Source organism: Cupriavidus sp. C3SS-1 (assembly GCF_057073755.1).
In genome coordinates, this window is the sequence record NZ_CP172699.1 from 3,045,538 (window position 1) to 3,062,436 (window position 16,899).

The 16,899-nt window shown below is 63.2% G+C and carries 21 protein-coding genes; 2 read left to right on the forward strand and 19 right to left on the reverse strand.

What is annotated here, in order from left to right; all coding sequences use genetic code 11:
- Window positions 1–14: 14 nt before the first annotated feature.
- Together ACIGJC_RS14150 and petA are read right to left on the reverse strand one after the other, a co-directional pair.
- Window positions 15–1,418 (reverse strand): cytochrome b, encoded by a 1,404-nt coding sequence (locus ACIGJC_RS14150; RefSeq protein ID WP_483709565.1) that lies wholly within the window; start codon window positions 1,416–1,418, stop codon window positions 15–17.
- Between the two features lie 2 nt (window positions 1,419–1,420).
- Complete coding sequence (gene petA, locus ACIGJC_RS14155) at window positions 1,421–2,038, reverse strand: ubiquinol-cytochrome c reductase iron-sulfur subunit (RefSeq protein ID WP_483709566.1); 618 nt, start codon at window positions 2,036–2,038, stop codon at window positions 1,421–1,423.
- Between the two features lie 214 nt (window positions 2,039–2,252).
- On the opposite strand from petA, the gene mscL reads away from it, so the two are divergent.
- Window positions 2,253–2,690 (forward strand): large conductance mechanosensitive channel protein MscL, encoded by a 438-nt coding sequence (gene mscL, locus ACIGJC_RS14160; protein WP_483711554.1) that lies wholly within the window; start codon window positions 2,253–2,255, stop codon window positions 2,688–2,690.
- Window positions 2,691–2,754: 64 nt separating this feature from the next.
- Here mscL and ACIGJC_RS14165 read toward each other — a convergent pair whose 3' ends face one another.
- Entirely contained in the window at window positions 2,755–3,501 is a 747-nt protein-coding gene (locus tag ACIGJC_RS14165; RefSeq protein ID WP_483711555.1) for a Nif3-like dinuclear metal center hexameric protein, read from the reverse strand.
- A gap of 19 nt (window positions 3,502–3,520) precedes the next feature.
- Between ACIGJC_RS14165 and ACIGJC_RS14170 the strand changes: the two genes are divergently transcribed.
- Window positions 3,521–4,714: a Do family serine endopeptidase gene (locus ACIGJC_RS14170; RefSeq protein WP_483709568.1), complete on the forward strand. Its 1,194-nt coding sequence runs from the start codon at window positions 3,521–3,523 to the stop codon at window positions 4,712–4,714.
- Between the two features lie 457 nt (window positions 4,715–5,171).
- Here ACIGJC_RS14170 and ACIGJC_RS14175 read toward each other — a convergent pair whose 3' ends face one another.
- The 16 genes from ACIGJC_RS14175 to hisG all read right to left on the reverse strand — a co-directional run bounded on the left by ACIGJC_RS14175 (window position 5,172) and on the right by hisG (window position 16,891).
- Window positions 5,172–6,323, reverse strand: a complete 1,152-nt coding sequence (locus tag ACIGJC_RS14175) for a porin (protein WP_483709569.1) — start codon at window positions 6,321–6,323, stop codon at window positions 5,172–5,174.
- Between the two features lie 228 nt (window positions 6,324–6,551).
- Window positions 6,552–7,340: a twin-arginine translocase subunit TatC gene (tatC, locus tag ACIGJC_RS14180; protein WP_483709571.1), complete on the reverse strand. Its 789-nt coding sequence runs from the start codon at window positions 7,338–7,340 to the stop codon at window positions 6,552–6,554.
- A 107-nt stretch (window positions 7,341–7,447) separates the two neighbouring features.
- On the reverse strand, window positions 7,448–7,954 hold the full coding sequence (gene tatB / locus ACIGJC_RS14185) for a Sec-independent protein translocase protein TatB (protein WP_483709573.1): 507 nt from the start codon (window positions 7,952–7,954) through the stop codon (window positions 7,448–7,450).
- Between the two features lie 99 nt (window positions 7,955–8,053).
- The gene (tatA, locus tag ACIGJC_RS14190) at window positions 8,054–8,278 is read right to left on the reverse strand and encodes a Sec-independent protein translocase subunit TatA (RefSeq protein WP_483709574.1); all 225 of its coding nucleotides are present in this window, start codon (window positions 8,276–8,278) and stop codon (window positions 8,054–8,056) included.
- A gap of 146 nt (window positions 8,279–8,424) precedes the next feature.
- Window positions 8,425–8,781: a histidine triad nucleotide-binding protein gene (locus tag ACIGJC_RS14195; protein ID WP_483709575.1), complete on the reverse strand. Its 357-nt coding sequence runs from the start codon at window positions 8,779–8,781 to the stop codon at window positions 8,425–8,427.
- A gap of 54 nt (window positions 8,782–8,835) precedes the next feature.
- A complete protein-coding gene (locus tag ACIGJC_RS14200; protein WP_483709576.1) occupies window positions 8,836–9,225 on the reverse strand; it encodes a DUF4870 family protein in 390 nt (129 codons plus the stop codon).
- 34 nt (window positions 9,226–9,259) lie between these two features.
- Entirely contained in the window at window positions 9,260–9,637 is a 378-nt protein-coding gene (locus tag ACIGJC_RS14205) for a phosphoribosyl-ATP diphosphatase (RefSeq protein WP_483709577.1), read from the reverse strand.
- On the reverse strand, window positions 9,634–10,041 hold the full coding sequence (gene hisI / locus ACIGJC_RS14210; protein WP_483709579.1) for a phosphoribosyl-AMP cyclohydrolase: 408 nt from the start codon (window positions 10,039–10,041) through the stop codon (window positions 9,634–9,636). The genes ACIGJC_RS14205 and hisI overlap by 4 nt, the downstream gene beginning before the upstream one ends.
- A gap of 2 nt (window positions 10,042–10,043) precedes the next feature.
- The gene (gene hisF / locus ACIGJC_RS14215; RefSeq protein ID WP_211949893.1) at window positions 10,044–10,814 is read right to left on the reverse strand and encodes an imidazole glycerol phosphate synthase subunit HisF; all 771 of its coding nucleotides are present in this window, start codon (window positions 10,812–10,814) and stop codon (window positions 10,044–10,046) included.
- A 69-nt stretch (window positions 10,815–10,883) separates the two neighbouring features.
- Complete coding sequence (gene hisA, locus ACIGJC_RS14220; protein ID WP_483709580.1) at window positions 10,884–11,630, reverse strand: 1-(5-phosphoribosyl)-5-[(5-phosphoribosylamino)methylideneamino]imidazole-4-carboxamide isomerase; 747 nt, start codon at window positions 11,628–11,630, stop codon at window positions 10,884–10,886.
- A 115-nt stretch (window positions 11,631–11,745) separates the two neighbouring features.
- Window positions 11,746–12,399 carry an imidazole glycerol phosphate synthase subunit HisH gene (hisH, locus tag ACIGJC_RS14225; protein WP_483709581.1) on the reverse strand — a complete coding sequence of 218 codons (654 nt, stop codon included), beginning with the start codon at window positions 12,397–12,399 and terminating at the stop codon, window positions 11,746–11,748.
- On the reverse strand, window positions 12,396–13,019 hold the full coding sequence (locus ACIGJC_RS14230; RefSeq protein WP_211949890.1) for a YchE family NAAT transporter: 624 nt from the start codon (window positions 13,017–13,019) through the stop codon (window positions 12,396–12,398). The genes hisH and ACIGJC_RS14230 overlap by 4 nt, the downstream gene beginning before the upstream one ends.
- 93 nt (window positions 13,020–13,112) lie before the next feature.
- Window positions 13,113–13,700, reverse strand: a complete 588-nt coding sequence (hisB, locus tag ACIGJC_RS14235; RefSeq protein ID WP_483709583.1) for an imidazoleglycerol-phosphate dehydratase HisB — start codon at window positions 13,698–13,700, stop codon at window positions 13,113–13,115.
- 4 nt (window positions 13,701–13,704) lie between these two features.
- The gene (hisC, locus tag ACIGJC_RS14240; protein WP_483709585.1) at window positions 13,705–14,805 is read right to left on the reverse strand and encodes a histidinol-phosphate transaminase; all 1,101 of its coding nucleotides are present in this window, start codon (window positions 14,803–14,805) and stop codon (window positions 13,705–13,707) included.
- Window positions 14,806–14,850: 45 nt separating this feature from the next.
- Entirely contained in the window at window positions 14,851–16,188 is a 1,338-nt protein-coding gene (gene hisD, locus ACIGJC_RS14245; protein ID WP_483709586.1) for a histidinol dehydrogenase, read from the reverse strand.
- A 28-nt stretch (window positions 16,189–16,216) separates the two neighbouring features.
- Window positions 16,217–16,891, reverse strand: a complete 675-nt coding sequence (gene hisG, locus ACIGJC_RS14250) for an ATP phosphoribosyltransferase (RefSeq protein ID WP_483709588.1) — start codon at window positions 16,889–16,891, stop codon at window positions 16,217–16,219.
- Between the last annotated feature and the right edge of the window lie 8 nt (window positions 16,892–16,899).

Sequence of the window (16,899 nt, forward strand, 5' to 3'; positions counted from 1 at the left end):
GGTTCGCGCGTCGCTCAGTGCGGATGGAACGTGACGCGCTCCGGCACCGGCTTGAACTGGCCGGCACGGCTCCACAGCGGCATGGTCAGGAAGAAGGCGAAGTACAGCAGCGTGCCGAGCTGCGACACCTTCTCGCCAACCGGCGACGGCGGTTGCACGCCGAGGTAGCCGAGGACGATGAACACCACCACGAAGACGGTCAGGATGGTCTTGTGGAAGGCGGGACGATAGCGGATGGACTTCACCGGCGAGCAGTCGAGCCACGGCAGGAAGAACAGGATCACGACCGAGCCGCCCATCACCAGCACGCCCCAGAACTTGGCGTCGATGAAATAGAAGCCGACCGCCAGGATCACGGCAATGGCCACGGACGCCGCCTTGATGCGGGCGTCCTTGCTGCGCACGAACAGCATGCCCAGCACCAGCGCGAAGAACACCCACAGGATCGGCAGGAAATTCGACGTGGTGGCACGCAGCATCGAGTAGAACGGCGTGAAATACCACACCGGCGCGATGTGCGGCGGCGTCTTGAGCGGATCAGCCGGGAAGAAGTTGTTGGATTCCAGGAAATAACCGCCGACTTCCGGGAAGAAGAAGATCACCGCCGAGAAGATCATCAGGAAACCGCCCACGCCCAGCAGGTCGTGCACCGAGTAGTACGGGTGGAACGGGATGCCATCGAGCGGCACGCCGTTTGCGTCCTTCTTGGCCTTGATCTCGACGCCGTCCGGGTTGTTGGAACCCACTTCGTGCAGCGCGATGATGTGCGCGACCACCAGCCCCAGCAGCACCAGCGGCACCGCAATGACGTGGAACGAGAAGAAGCGGTTCAGCGTGGCATCGCTCACCACGTAGTCGCCGCGGATGAACAGCGACAGGTCCTGGCCGATCACCGGGATGGCCGAAAACAGGTTCACGATCACCTGCGCGCCCCAATACGACATCTGGCCCCATGGCAGCAGGTAGCCCATGAAGGCTTCGGCCATCAGGCACAGGAAGATCAGGCAGCCGAAGATCCAGACCAGTTCGCGCGGCTTGCGGTACGAGCCGTACAGCAGGCCGCGGAACATGTGCAGGTACACGACCACGAAGAACGCCGAGGCGCCGGTCGAGTGCATGTAGCGAATCAGCCAGCCCCATGGGACTTCGCGCATGATGTATTCCACGCTGGCGAATGCCACGGGAATGCCGGCGGCGTTGAGCGTGCCGTCCGGCTTGTAGTTCATCACCAGGAAGATGCCGGTGACGATCTGGATCACCAGGACCAGCAGCGCCAGCGAACCGAAGAAATACCAGAAGTTGAAGTTCTTCGGCGCGTAGTACTTGGAGAGATGGTCTTCCCACAGTTGCGTGGCGGGGAAGCGGGCGTCGACCCAGCCCAGCAGACCGGTCGTCTTGACTTGCTTATCGGCCGCCATGATCAAGCTTCTCCTTTTTCATCCTTGCCGATCACGAGCTTGGTGTCGGTCAGGAACTGGTATGGGGGAACATCGAGATTCTGCGGAGCCGGTTTGTTCTTGAAGACGCGGCCGGCCAGGTCGAAGGTCGAGCCGTGGCAGGGGCAGAGAAAACCGGGATCGGTGCCGAGCTGAGGATTGGAGCCGGCAGGGAAAGGACCCGAAGGGGAACAACCCAGGTGGGAGCAGATGCCCACGACGACCAGGAGGTCCTTGTGTTCCGCGCGGGAGCGGGTTTCGTTCTTGCAGTACTCCGGCGTCTTCATGGTGAACGGAACGTCGGAATTGGGATCAGCGACTTCGCCGTCGGTCTTTTTGAGCGAGGCCAGCATCTCGTCGGTGCGGCGCAGGATCCAGACCGGCTTGCCGCGCCATTCGACCGTCATCATCTCGCCGGGCTTGAGGGCGCCGATATCGGCTTCCACTGGCGCGCCGGCCGCCTTGGCCTTCTCGGATGGTGCAAAGGTACTGACGAAAGGAACCGCTACTGCTACGCCTCCGACGCCGCCAGCGACGGATGTCGCGATCAACCAATTGCGGCGACCTTTATCCACGCTCTTCACGTCTTGCTGGTCACTCATTCCAAACCCCAGGGGAAGTCAATTTAGATTTTGCGTCAACCATAAATTGTACATGAGGCACCTCCGCGCAAGATAGGCGAAAAACCCAATGGGAATGTACGATTATCGGCCGGACGCGCGGATTGCCGCGTGCAAGCTTGCTTTCCGCGCATCGATGCGGCAGGCTTCTGGGCTTGAAGGCGTTCATTGCTTGCAACAAGAAGGAGAAAGCCCCATGAGCATGATGTCGGAGTTCAAGACCTTCGCAATGCGCGGCAACGTGATCGACCTTGCGGTCGGCGTGATCATTGGGGCCGCATTCGGGAAAATCGTCGATTCGGTCGTCAATGACCTGATCATGCCCGTGATCGGGCGTATCGTTGGCAAGCTGGATTTTTCCAATATGTTCGTCACGCTGGCCGAGCCGCCGCCGGGTACGCCAATGACGCTGGACGCATTGAAAAAAGCCGGCGTGCCGGTGTTTGCTTACGGTAATTTCCTGACCATCGTTGTCAACTTTCTGATTCTGGCCTTCATCATTTTCCTGATGGTGCGGGCATTCAATAAGATGCGCGCCGAGGAGCCGGCGGCTCCGGCGGAACCGCCGCCGACGCCTGAAGATATTGTCCTGCTGCGTCAAATTCGCGACAGCCTGCAGACCCGCCAGCCCTGATCGGGCAAGAGCAGGATTCTGACAAGACAACGGCCCCTGTGGGGGCCGTTTTTATTGATACGCGTCAAACAGGATTGGGAATATCGACGAAGGTGTGCTGCAGGCCAAAGCGCTGCGCCACATGCTCGCCGAGCGAGCGAATGCCGTAGCGCTCCGTGGCATGATGCCCGGCCGCGAGATACGCCACACCGCTTTCGCGCGCGAGGTGCGTGTTCTGCTCGGAGACTTCGCCGCTCAGATAAGCATCGACACCCGCTGCCACGGCGGCATCGAAATAACCTTGCGCACCGCCGGTGCACCACCCTACCGTGCGGATCATCTGGTCCGGATCGCCAATGGCCAGTGGTTCGCGCCCGAGTACACCGCCGATATGCGCGGCGAGCGCCTGCAGCGGCATCGGTGAAGGCAGCGTGCCGGTCCAGCCGAGTTCATCGCCGCTGAAGCGGCCCGTCGGGGTGAAGCCCAGTTGCTGCGCGAGCTGGGCGTTGTTGCCGAACTCCGGGTGGTTGTCGAGCGGCAGGTGATACGCGAACAGGTTGACGTCCGAGCCCAGCAACCGTTTGAGACGAGCATGCTTCTGCCCGACCACGCGCGCATCCTCGTTTTTCCAGAAATAGCCATGATGCACGAGGATGGCCTGCGCACCGGCCTCGATGGCCGCTTCGACCAGCGCCAGGCTGGCCGTCACGCCCGTCACGATGTGTGTGACTTCGGCGTTGCCTTGCACTTGCAGGCCGTTAGGACAATAGTCCTTGTAGCGGGAAACCGCCAACAGGTCGTTCAAGTACAATTCCAGCTCTTTCGTCTTCATTTTTTGATCAAACTCCAATATGTTGCGGCGCTTTTGGCTGTTCTTTGCCCAGGCTGTCACCGTCGTGCTGGCAGTCTGGTTCGTCGTCGCCACGCTCAAGCCCGAGTGGCTTCAGAGGGGGCGCGTCGCGGTGCAGTCGGGGTCGCCTATCGTGGCGCTGAAGGAGGTCGTGCCCAACGTGGCCGGCGCCGCCGCGCAAGGGTCTTACAGCGAAGCTGCCCGGGTGGCGATGCCTGCCGTCGTGAATATTTTTACCAGCAAGAACGGCACACGGCGCTCGCCCCATCCGCAGTCCGAGGATCCCTGGTTCCGCTTCTTCTTCGGCGACCGCCTGCCGGAACGTCAGGAGCCGGTGTCCAGCCTGGGATCGGGCGTCATTGTCAGTGCCGAGGGTTACATTCTAACCAACCACCACGTGGTCGATGGCGCCGATGAAATCGAGGTGGCGCTGACCGACGGCCGCAAGGCGAACGCCAAGGTCGTGGGCTCGGATCCTGAAACCGACCTGGCCGTACTCAAGATCTCGCTGAAGGACTTGCCTGCCATCACGCTCGGCCGCCTGGAGAACGTGAAGGTCGGCGATGTGGTACTGGCCATCGGCAATCCGTTCGGTGTCGGCCAGACCGTGACCATGGGCATCGTCTCCGCGCTGGGTCGCAGCCATCTCGGGATCAATACGTTCGAGAACTTCATCCAGACGGATGCGGCCATCAACCCGGGCAATTCCGGCGGTGCACTGGTGGACGCGCAGGGCAACCTGCTGGGCATCAACACGGCCATCTATTCACGCTCGGGCGGGTCGCTCGGCATCGGCTTCGCCATCCCGGTCTCGACGGCCAAGCAAGTGATGGAATCGATCATCTCGACCGGCAGCGTGACGCGCGGCTGGATTGGCGTGGAACCACAGGACATGACGCCGGAAATCGCTGAATCGTTCGGGCTCGAGGCCAAGGAAGGCGCGCTGATCGCCGCCGTGGTGCAAGGCGGCCCGGCCGACAAGGCCGGCGTGAAGCCGGGCGATGTACTGGCTTCCGTGGATGGTCAGCCCATCACCGACACCACCGCGTTGCTGAACGCGATCGCGCAGCTCAAGCCGGGCGTGGACAGCAAGATGAAAGTGATCCGCCGCGGCAAGCCGGCCGAGCTGACCGTGACCATTGGCAAGCGGCCCCCGCCTCCACGGCGTGCCGTGCCGTTCGACGACGAGGAATAGCGCGTCCGCCTGATCTCTAGCCCAAGTACGCAAAGCAAAAACCCCGCCGCAGATGGCGGGGTTTTTTTTGTCATGTCGCCGCGAGACAATCCGGCCCTTTCACACAAGCCGCAGACCGCGCAGCGTGGTGCCGACGGAATTGCCAGCGGTTACAGGAAACCGGGAGATCCCGACGAGCCCAGCCGGAGACGCAGCCATGACCGAGAGCACATTCTTCGTGTATGGCTCGTCATGCAATAACGGCACGAGGCGCAGGCTTTCGCCCTCCGCTTCGTGCGACCCGAGCGATCATCAGGCCGTCGATCGACTTTGCACACAGAACTTCGCTCGGTGCCTTTTCCGCAGCACCGCCTTTCGGCACTGGCTTGACATACAGCCGACAAAATAAAACGCCGGCACTCTTTCGAGTGCCGGCGTTTTTCAAGCCAATCTACAGCGGGCTCACGCCCGCATCAGATTAGAACTTGTGGCGGATACCAACGGTAGCGCCGAACTGGCTGTCAGACTTGCCGGTCGCGTCGACGTTGACCTTGCCGAGACCGCTAACACCCAGATTCGAGTTGTCGCGGTTGTAAGCGTAGGCCAGGCTCAGGTAAGCGTCGGTACGCTTCGACAGGGCGTAGTCAGCCGTAGCCACGAACAGCCACGGATCAGCCTTGGCGCCGCGGAAGTCCTGGTAGTAAGCTGCGCCGGTCAGCGAGAATGCCGGCGTCACTTGGTAGCCAGCACCCAGCCAGTACAGGTTCGACGAAGCCTTCGCGCCGCTGATGGATTGCAGGCTGGTGTTGCCCAGGAACGCGATCGTGCCCAGGTCAACGCCCTTGGCCCAACGATAGCCGGCAAACAGCTTGGCCGGACCGAAAGCGTACGTACCGGCCAGCGAAGCGCGGCGCAGGGTTGCGTCGGGGTTGACGTTGTTGGCGAAGCCCAGGTTGGTTTCGTCATACACGGCACCCACTGCGAACGGACCAGCAGCATAGGACAGGCCCAGGCTGTATTCGCGGCCGATCTTCCACGTGCCCGGGACTTCGCCCTGGTTGCCTTGGATCGCGTTAGCAGCGCCGCCGGTGTTCGAGCCGAAGCTGTACAGGGCGTTGGCAGTCAGGCCACCGAACGTACCGATGTACTTGATCGAGTTGTCGGCACGGCCCGCGAACGCGCCGTCCTGTGCCGTGATCGAGTAGTTCGATGCAATCGCCATCGGGTCGAACTGCAGACCGAAGTCATACATCGGGGTCTGGTGACGGCCCAGGGTCAGCTGACCGTACTGGCTGCCAACACCGACGTAAGCCTGACGACCGAACAGGCGGCTGTCGTTGCCCATCTTGCCATCGTCAACGGTAAAACCGCTTTCCAGCACGAACAGACCCTTCAGGCCGCCGCCCAGGTCTTCAACACCGCGCAGGCCCCAACGGCTGCCCGACTGGCCGCCCGAGATCAGGCGCGTCACGCTGTGGCCATTCGAAATGCCTTGCGACGGAACGGCGGGCTGGTTGTTCTGGTATTCGATACCAGCATCAACCACACCGTACAGGGTCACGCTCGATTGGGCATATGCGCCGCCAGCGGCCAGAGCGGCGACGGCAGCAGCAAACAGTTTCATCTTCATATCGACACTTTCCTTGTCAACTGATTGGGAAATCTTGGTTGCCCAAGTGTTTGGGCGACGCATTAACTTTCACGTCTGCTGCGTATTATGGGCCAGCGCCCCCGGCCGTCAGAAGGCTTTTTCGGCGTAAACCGCGTATACGGCCGCCTTTTGTTGTGATTGAACAACAGAAACAAGGCGAGATTTCACCAAATTGGTGCAAAAACGCCGCTTTCTTGTCCCATTGAATCAATCAGCCTGCGTCTCGGCGGCGGCATCGGTGCGGGCTTCCGGACGGCCCACAAAGCGCGCCATCAGCAACCCGAGCTCATACAGTGCAATCAAGGGCACGGCGAGGAGGAGCTGGGACAGGACGTCCGGCGGCGTGACCACGGCAGCAATGATGAAGGCACCGACGATCACATAGGGACGGATCTGCTTGAGCTTATCCAGCTCCACCACGCCAAACCGAACCAGGACGATCACCACCACCGGCACCTCGAAGGTGATGCCGAAGGCAAGGAACGTGGTCATGGCAAAGCTCAGGTATTTGTCGATGTCCGTCGACATGTCCGCGCCGAGCGGCGCGTTGTAGTGCGCCATGAAATGGAAGACGGTCGGAAAGACCAGGAAGTACGCGAACGCCACGCCGCACAGGAACAGCACGTAGCTGCTGCTCACGAGCGGCACAATCAGCCGCTTCTCATGCTGGTACAGGCCCGGCGCGACAAATTGCCAGATCTGGTACAGCACCCAGGGCAGCGCGATCAGGAAAGCGACCAGCAGCGTGACCTTCATCGGCACGAAAAAGGAGCCGGTCACATCGGTCACGATCATCCTGCCGCCCTTGGGCAGCGCATCCATCAGCGGGCGCGCGAACAGGTTGAAGATGACGGGTGCCCAGTACACCAGTCCCACGAAGACCAGGAGGACGCCGGCCACCGCCTTGACCAGGCGTTCGCGCAGCTCGACCAAATGGGAAATGAAGGTTTCCTGCTGCGATTCGTCTTGGGGATCGTTCGACCGGTTGTCGCTCATGGCGTGGACCGCTCAGCCGTGGCGGCTGGCATTTGTATTTCGGTGAGACCGCTTGCGCGGCAGGCATCGCGATGGCGGGCGGCAAGCGTGCTGCTGCCCGGCCATGCTCATTCGAAGAAGGATCGGGCCCGGCCAGCGGCCGGGCGGTGTCGCTTGACGCGCGCGGCGCCGGACTGGACCCAGACGCGGACATTGTTCTGGCGCTTGAACCAGAGCGGACGCGCGCCCTGCTTGACCCGCCAGCTCTTGCGCCCGTTGTGCGATTTGTGCGCCGAGTCCCAGCTGGGCGAGAAGCTCGAGGCATCGCCGCCAGGCGCGGCAGCTCCCTCGGCACCGCCCAGCGCTTCGTTCAGCGCCTGCGCCTGCTCGCTGACTTCCTTGTGGATGGTGCGCTCGACATCGCGCGCGGCGTCTTCGAATTCCGTACGCATCTTGCGCAGTTCCTCGAGCTCCACCTCGCGGCTGACTTCAGCCTTGACGTCATTGATATAGCGCTGCGCACGCCCGACCAGCGCACCCACCGTCCGCGCCACGCGGGGCAGGCGCTCGGGGCCAATCACGATCAGCGCCACGGCGCCGATCAGCGCCAGCTTCGAGATGCCAAGGTCGATCATGCGGACGTCGGGCGGATTACAGCCAGGGCGAGAATCATCGGTCGTGCAACCACTCGGTGCGGAGACAGGGCGAAAAGGGAAATAGCGGCAATGCCAGGCTTATTGCTGGCGGCTCTTTTCCTTGGCTTCCACATCGATGGTGGTGGAATCACGCAGTTCCTTGGCCTCTGCAGGCTTGTCGTCACCGCCTTCTTTCATGCCGTCCTTGAAGCCCTTGACCGCGCCGCCCAGGTCCTGGCCGATATTGCGCAGCTTCTTGGTACCGAAAACGAGCATGACGATCACCAGAACGATCAGCCAATGCCAAATGCTAAACGAACCCATTTCTTGCTCCTGATGAAGCCGCGGGCGTTACTCTGTTGCCGCCCGGACCCGTTGTTCCGTCCAAATCTGGCCGCGCCGGGCGACGGTTGCCGGCGCAGCGTCCGGCCCACGCACGTGGTCCGGCTCCTTATGCTTCGTCTGCCCGGTCAGGGCAGCGGCACCTTCCATTCATTGCGCGGACCACCAAGCACATGCAGGTGCAGGTGGTAGACCTCCTGACCGCCATCCGGGCCGGTATTGATCACCGTCCGGAAGCCATTGCCACAGCCCGCCGCACGCGCCAGTTCGGGCACCTTCAGCATCATTCTAGCAAGCACCTCCCCTTCGGCTGGACCACACTCCGCCAGCGAGTCGACGTGTGACTTGGGGATCAGCAGGAAGTGTACCGGGGCCTTGGGGTGGATATCGTGGAAGGCCATCATGTCGTCGTCTTCGTACACCTTACGCGACGGAATCTGGCCGGCCACAATCTTGCAGAAGATGCAATTATCCTGGGAGTTCATGAAATTTTCGTTGCGATGTCGAGCGCACATCAGTCATCGCGACATACCTGATCACTATAGGCCCCGCTCCGCGTACATCGGCTTGCTGTCATGGAGATAGAGCCAACCTTTCACAATACGATACAGCATCCAGAGGGACAGAATCGCCCACACCGCGAAGGCGAGTGGAATCAGCACCACGCTGACGAAAAACGCGCCGCCAAGCACGGCCCAGGCCACCGACCACCAGAACGAGCGGATCTGCCAGGCGAAGTGCGACGCATACAGCGTGCCGCGCGCATCGTCGCGCTTGACGTAGTCGACGATGATGGCGATCAGCGCCGTCACGCCACCCGTCAGCCAGAAGATGGCATACAGCGCATAAAGGATGTGCATCAGCTTGCGCAGGCTGGCGAGCCGTTCGCTATCGCTGATCGTGACCTGCCCGGTGTAATCGTTCGCCATGCTCGCCCTTTCGATTCAGCCGCTGCGCCGGCCGTCAGTCCTGCTTCGGGCGGCTGGCCTTTTCCTCGAGGCCGGACAACCCTTCGCGGCGCGCAAGTTCGTTGACGACGTCCGCCGGCTTCAGGCCGAAGTTGGCCAGCAGCACCATGGTATGGAACCAAAGGTCCGCCACCTCGTAGACCACCTTGTCCGCGTCCGCGCCGGTCTTTCCGGCGGCGCGCGCGTCCTTGGCAGCCATCACGGTCTCGGTGGCTTCCTCGCCGATCTTCTTGAGGATGGCATCATCGCCCTTGCGGAACAGGCGCGCGACGTAGGATTTCTCGGGGTCGCCGCCGTTCTCAGGCTTGCGCGATTCCAGCACCGCGGCCAGGCGCGCCAGCACGTCGGCGCCGGCGGAGTGGGATTCGGTCATGGCTTGGCGTTGTAGATTTGCGAAGGATCCTTGAGCACCGGCTCGACGGTCTGCCAGTCGCCGGTCTCGGCATCGCCCTCGAACTTCTGGAAGAAGCAGGAATGCCGGCCGGTGTGGCACGCGATGCTGTCGATCTGCGTGACCTTGAGTAGCACCACGTCTTCATCGCAATCCAGGCGCATCTCGTGCACCTTCTGCACGTGGCCCGACTCCTCGCCCTTGTGCCACAGGCGCTTGCGCGAACGCGACCAGAACACGGCCTCGCCGAGTTCGGCCGTTTTCTGCAGCGCATCGCGGTTCATGAACGCGAACATCAGCACGTCGTTGGTGCCGACTTCCTGGACGATCACCGGCACCAGGCCGTTATCGTCCCACTTGACCTTGTTGAGCCACTTCTTTGCCATGATCAGATCCGCACGGGAATGCCCTCGCGGGCCATGAATGCTTTTGCCTCGCCAACCGTATGCTGGCCGTAGTGGAAGATGCTGGCGGCCAGGACTGCGTCGGCGTGGCCCAGGCGGATGCCGTCGGCCAGGTCCTGCAGGCCGCCCACGCCGCCCGAGGCGATCACCGGCACCGGCACCGCATCGCTGACGGCGCGCGTCAGCTCCAGGTCGAAGCCGCTCTTGGTACCGTCGCGATCCATGCTGGTCAGCAGGATTTCACCAGCGCCACGCGCGGCCATTTCCTTCGCCCACGCCACCGCGTCCAGCCCCGTGGCCTTGCGTCCGCCATGCGTGAAGACTTCCCAGCGCGGCGGCTCGCCCGGCGCCGAACTGCGCTTGGCGTCGATGGCCACCACGATGCACTGCGAACCATACTTGCCGGTCGCGTCCGACACCAGTTGCGGATTGGCGATGGCCGACGAATTGACGCTGATCTTGTCCGCGCCGGCATTGAGCAGCCGCCGCACGTCTTCCACGGCGCGCACGCCGCCGCCCACGGTCAGTGGAATAAAGACCTGCGAAGCCACCGCTTCGATGATGTGGAGAATCAGGTCGCGTCCGTCGCTGGTCGCGGTGATGTCGAGAAAAGTGATTTCATCGGCGCCCTGCTCGTCATAGCGACGCGCGATTTCCACGGGATCGCCCGCATCGCGCAGCTCGACGAAATTGACGCCCTTGACCACCCGCCCGTTCGTCACATCGAGGCAGGGGATGATACGTTTGGCTAGCATGAGATTCCTTGTCCGCCGCGGGCCCGGTGGCGGCCCGGCAGCGGCGGCGCCCGTCGGGGCGCGTTTGGCTTATTCCCCGGCGCTCAGCTTGTCCGCGCGCGCCTGCGCGTCGACAAAGTTGAGATCGCCAGAGTAGATGGCACGGCCGCAGATGACGCCTTCCACGCCGTCGTTCTCCACGGCGCACAGGTTGTCGATATCGGCCAGGTTGGACAGCCCGCCGCTGGCGATCACCGGAATCGACATCGATTGCGCCAGCTTCACGGTGGCGTCGATATTGATCCCCTGCAGCATGCCGTCGCGGCCGATGTCGGTATAGATAATGGCTTCCACGCCATAGTCTTCGTACTTGCGGGCCAGGTCAGCCACTTCGTGGCCGGTCAGCTTGCTCCAGCCGTCGGTCGCGACCTTGCCGTCCTTGGCGTCCAGGCCAACGATGATGTGGCCGCCGAAGGCCGAGCAGGCATCCTTCAGGAAGCCCGGGTTCTTCACCGCGGCGGTGCCGATGATGACGTAAGACAGGCCGCCGTCCAGCCAGCGCTCGATGGTATTCAGGTCGCGGATGCCGCCACCCAGCTGCACCGGGATCTCATCGCCGACCTCGGCGATGATGGACCTGATGGCGGCTTCGTTGCGCGGCTTGCCGACAAATGCGCCGTTGAGATCGACCAGGTGCAGGCGGCGCGCACCCTGATCGACCCAGTGACGTGCCATGGCGGCGGGATCTTCGGAAAAGACGGTGGCCTGGTCCATGTCGCCTTGTTTGAGGCGTACACACTGACCGTCCTTCAGGTCGATGGCCGGAATGAGCAACATAATCGTGACGAGCGTGGTTAAGTGAGTGAGATAGAGCCAGTGCGGCCAACGGCCGGCAGGTCCGGATCAATAGGCAAGCATTCCTGCATGGCGTTGACTGGCTCGGATCGGATCTTCAGGGATTCCAATGCACGAAGTTCCGGTAAAGCTGCAACCCCATGGCTGCGCTTTTTTCGGGGTGGAACTGCGTGGCAAAAATATTATCGCGTGCTACCGCGCTGGTAAACACACTCCCATACTCCGTTTCGCCGGCAATATGGGCCGGGTCCTGCGCGCGCACGAAGTAGCTATGCACGAAGTAAAACCAGCTTTCGTCCGGAATGCCATCCCACAGCGGATGGGCCCTGCACTGCCTGACGCGGTTCCAGCCCATCTGCGGCACCTTGAAGCGGGACCCGTCGGGCTGGGTCATCCCTTCCAGCTCGAAGCGGATGACTTCACCTGGCATCAGTCCGAGGCAAGGCGTCTTGTCGGTGCCCGGCCTGGCTTCGCGGCTGTATTCGAACAGCATCTGTTCGCCAACGCACACGCCGAACATCGGCTTGCTCGCCGCCGCCTCGAGCACCGCCTCCTGCAGCCCCGAAGCGCCCAGCGCCGACATGCAGTCCGGCATGGCGCCCTGCCCCGGCAACACCACGCGATCCGCGCTGCGAATGCCTTCCGGGACATCTACTACACGCACATCGGCCTCAGGCGCCGCGGCACGCAGGGCCTGCGCCACCGAGCGCAGGTTGCCCATGCCGTAATCCACAATTGCTATGGTAGTCATGATTTCAAAACAGGCAATAATGTCTTCAGCCCGTCCACAATGAATTCAACGGCCAGCGCCGACAGGATCAGTCCCATCAGCCGCGTGCCGATATTGATGCCGGTACGCCCAACCACCCGCGCGATCGGATCCGCCGCGCGAAACACCGCATACACCACCGCGCCCAGCACCACGCCAATCCCCACGAGGATCAGAAGCTGGTACCAGTGCTGCGTCTTGCCGGCATAGACGATCACCGTGCTGATCGAACCGGGCCCGGTCAGCAGCGGCAGCGCCAGCGGCACCACCGCGATACTGGACCGGGCCTCGGCCTCGTCCTCCTCTTCCGGCGTGGCCTTGGTCCGGCTGGTCTGGGCGTTCAGCATGTTCATGGCCATCATGATCATGATGAGCCCGCCGCCGACCTGCAGCGACGCCACCGAGATATTGAAGAACTCGATGATCTGCTGACCCAGCAGCGCCGATACCGCCACCACGATGGCCACCGACACCGATGCGATCTTGATGGTACGCAGTTTCTCCGCTTCCGACTGCTGCCCGGTCAGGCTGATGAAGAACGGAATGGCGCCGATCGGGTTGATCAGCGCCAGCAGCGAGATGAACGACTTGAGCGTATCCATCGGTTGCGGATCAGCCGGTGCCCCGGCCCAGTTTCGCGAAGTTCGGTCAGCGGGCGCCGCAACCAGCCGGCACGCCTTCGGTTCAGCAGCCGGTCAGAGCGTGCCCTTGGTCGATGGAATGGTGTTTGCCGAACGCGGGTCCAGCTCCACCGCCATGCGCAGGGCCCGGCCAAAGGCCTTGAACACGGTCTCGCACTGGTGGTGGGCATTGATGCCCCGCAGGTTGTCGATATGCAGGGTCACGCCCGCATGGTTGACGAATCCACGGAAGAACTCGATGGTGAGGTCCACGTCGAAGCTGCCCACGCGCGCACGGGTGAACGGCACGTGGAATTCCAGGCCCGGTCGACCGGAAAAGTCGATCACGACGCGCGACAGGCATTCGTCCAGCGGCACATAGCTGTGGCCATAGCGCGTGATGCCCTTCTTGTCGCCGATGGCCTTGGCGACGGCCTGGCCGAGGGTGATGCCCACGTCCTCGACGGTGTGGTGGTCGTCGATATGCGTATCGCCGGTAGCCTCGACTTCCAGGTCGAACATGCCGTGGCGGGCAATCTGGTCGAGCATGTGGTCGAGGAACGGCACGCCGGACGCCAGATGCTGGCGACCGGTGCCATCGAGATTCAGGGAAACGCGAATTTGCGTTTCCGAAGTATTGCGGGTGACCTCTGCAACACGCATGGTGTTAATCCTGCAGCGAAGCTGCAAATGCCTCAAGGAACTGCGCGTTTTCTTCGGGGGTGCTGACCGTGACGCGCAAACAGTTGGCCAGCAATGGGTGCATTTTACTCACGTTCTTGATCAGCACCTTGCGGGCAAGGAGCCGGTCGAACGTCTGTGCCGCATCCGGCACGCGCACAAGCAGGAAATTAGCGGCGCTTGGAAACACATTCACGCCCGCCTGGACAGCCATGCCTTGCGCCACGCGCGCACGTTCGGCGCGCAATTGCGCGGCCTGTTCGTCCAGTACCGCGACGTGTTCGAGCGCGAACAGCGCCGCCGCTTCGGTCAGCACGTTGACGTTGTAGGGCGGCCGCACCTTGTCGAGCTGCTCCAGCCACTGTGGTGCGCCCGCCACATAGCCCAGGCGGATACCGGCCAGGCCCAGCTTTGAGACCGTGCGCATGACCAGCAGGTTGCCGAATTCCGTCAGGCGCGGCATCCAGCTTTCCTGCGCGAACGGCTGGTAGGCCTCGTCCACCACCACCAGGCTGCGGCACACCGGGCCCTGCGCGGCTCGGACGATGGCCTCCATGTCGGCGGCATCGAACAGGTTGCCGGTCGGGTTGTTCGGATAGGCCAGGTAGACGATGGCCGGCTGGTGCTCCGCCATGGCGGCCAGCATCGCTTCGCGGTCCAGCGTGAAGTCCGCGCGCAGCGGCACGCCCACGAACTGCAGGCCGGCGAACTGGGCCGACATCGCGTACATCACGAAGCCGGGCACGGGTGCCATCACCTTCGCACCGGGCCGGGCCGCTGCCAGCGCGAGCATGCTGATGATTTCATCCGAACCGTTGCCGAGCAGCACGTCCATGCCGGCGGGCACCTGCATGACGTCCTTCAGCTTCGCGCGCAGCGCCTCGCTGCTGGGCACCGGGTAGCGGTTCAGCGCCACCTCGCCCAGCCGCGCGGCCAGCTGGTCGCGCAGATCGGGCGGCAGGCGGTATGGGTTCTCCATGGCATCGAGCTTCACCAGACCATGCGAATCCGGCACGTGGTAGGCGCCCATGGCGCGCACGTCATCACGGATGATTCGCTCGATCAGGGAAGGGTCTACGACTGACATGGATGCTCCTGTTTGCGCTGCCGCACCGATGCGGCAGCAATGGGTTCAACTACGCTTGAAACGATATTCGGCGCTGCGGGCGTGGGCCTGCAGGCCTTCGCCGTACGCCAGTTCGGCTGCAATCTGGCCCAGCATCTGCGCCCCGCCCTCGCTCACCTCGATCAGGCTCGAACGCTTCTGGAAGTCGTAGACGCCCAGCGGCGACGAGAAGCGCGCGGTGCGCGAGGTCGGCAGCACGTGGTTGGGGCCGGCGCAGTAGTCGCCGAGCGATTCGCTGGTATAGCGGCCCAGGAAAATGGCGCCGGCGTGGCGGATCTTCTCGCTCCACTGGCGCGGATTCTCGGTGGAGATTTCCAGGTGCTCCGGCGCGATCGCGTTGGCGATCTCGCAGGCCTCTTCCATGTCGCGCACCTTGACCAGCGCGCCACGACCCGAGATCGAGGCCGCGATGACCTCGCGGCGCGGCATGCTGTCGAGCTGGCGCTGGATGCTCGCCTCGACTTCGGCGATATAGCCGGCGTCCGGGCACAGCAGGATCGATTGCGCGAGTTCATCGTGCTCGGCCTGCGAGAACAGGTCCATCGCGACCCAATCCGGATCGGTCGTGCCGTCGCAGATCACCAGGATTTCCGAGGGCCCCGCGATCATGTCGATGCCGACCGTGCCGAACACGCGGCGCTTGGCTGCGGCCACGTAGGCATTGCCCGGGCCGACGATCTTGTCGACCTGCGGCAGCGTCGCCGTGCCGAAGGCCAGCGCGCCAACCGCCTGTGCGCCGCCAATGGTGAACACCCGGTCCACGCCGGCGATCTGCGCCGCGGCCAGCACCAGTTCATTGCGCACGCCGCCCGGCGTGGGCACGACCATGATGATTTCCTTGACGCCGGCCACGCGCGCCGGAATCGCGTTCATGAGCACCGACGACGGATACGCGGCCTTGCCGCCCGGCACGTAGATGCCCACGCGGTCCAGCGGCGTCACCTTCTGGCCGAGCATGGTGCCGTCCGCCTCGGTGTACTCCCAGCTGTGGCTGCCGCACTCGATCTTCTGCTTCTCGTGGTAGGCGCGCACGCGCGCGGCGGCGGCTTCCAGCGCGGCGCGGCGCTTGGGCTCCAGGTCTTCGAGCGCAGCTTCGAGTTCGCTTTGTGCGATTTCCAGCGCGCTCATCGACGCCGCCTCGACCCGGTCAAACCGCTGCGTGTATTCGAGTACCGCAGCGTCGCCGCGTTCCTTCACGTCGGCCAGGATCTGCGCCGCGGCGCGGTCGATGGCCTCGTCCTCGCCCGCCTCGAAGGCCAGCACCTCGCGCAGCGCCTTGGCAAAGCCAGGCTCCGCGGAGTCGAGCCGGCGGATCGACACGTTGTCCATTTCGGTTGCGTTCATAACTCCATTCCTCTCTGGGGCACTGGCCTCAGGCCAGCGCCGCCGATGCCTTCTCGAACGCGTCGAGAATCGGCGTCAGCCGTTCGCGCTTGAGCTTCAGCGCCGCCTGGTTCACCACCAGGCGCGACGAAATCTGCACGATCTCTTCGACTTCCACCAGGTTGTTGGCGCGCAGCGTATTGCCGGTGCTGACCAGGTCGACGATGGCATCCGACAGGCCGACCAGCGGGCCCAGTTCCATCGAGCCATACAGCTTGATCAGGTCGACGTGCACGCCCTTCTTGGCAAAGTGCTCGCGGGCGGTCTGCACGTACTTCGTGGCCACCGCCAGGCGCGCGCCCTGGCGCACGGCCTTGGCGTAGTCAAAGCCGGCGGGCACCGCCACCGACATGCGGCAGCGCGCGATGTTCAGGTCGATCGGCGCGTACAAGCCGGTCATGCCGTGTTCCATCAGCACGTCCTTGCCGGCCACGCCGAAATCGGCGGCGCCGTATTGCACGTAGGTCGGCACGTCCGACGCGCGCACGATGATCACGCGCACGGCTGGATCGGTGGTCGGCAGGATCAGCTTGCGCGAAGTCTCCGGATCCTCGGTCACGCGAATGCCGGCGGCTTCGAGCAGCGGCAGCGTTTCCTTGAAGATGCGGCCCTTGGAAAGCGCCAGGGTAAGCTGGCTGGGCGAAGCGTTGAAAGCGGGGCTCATCGGGTTCC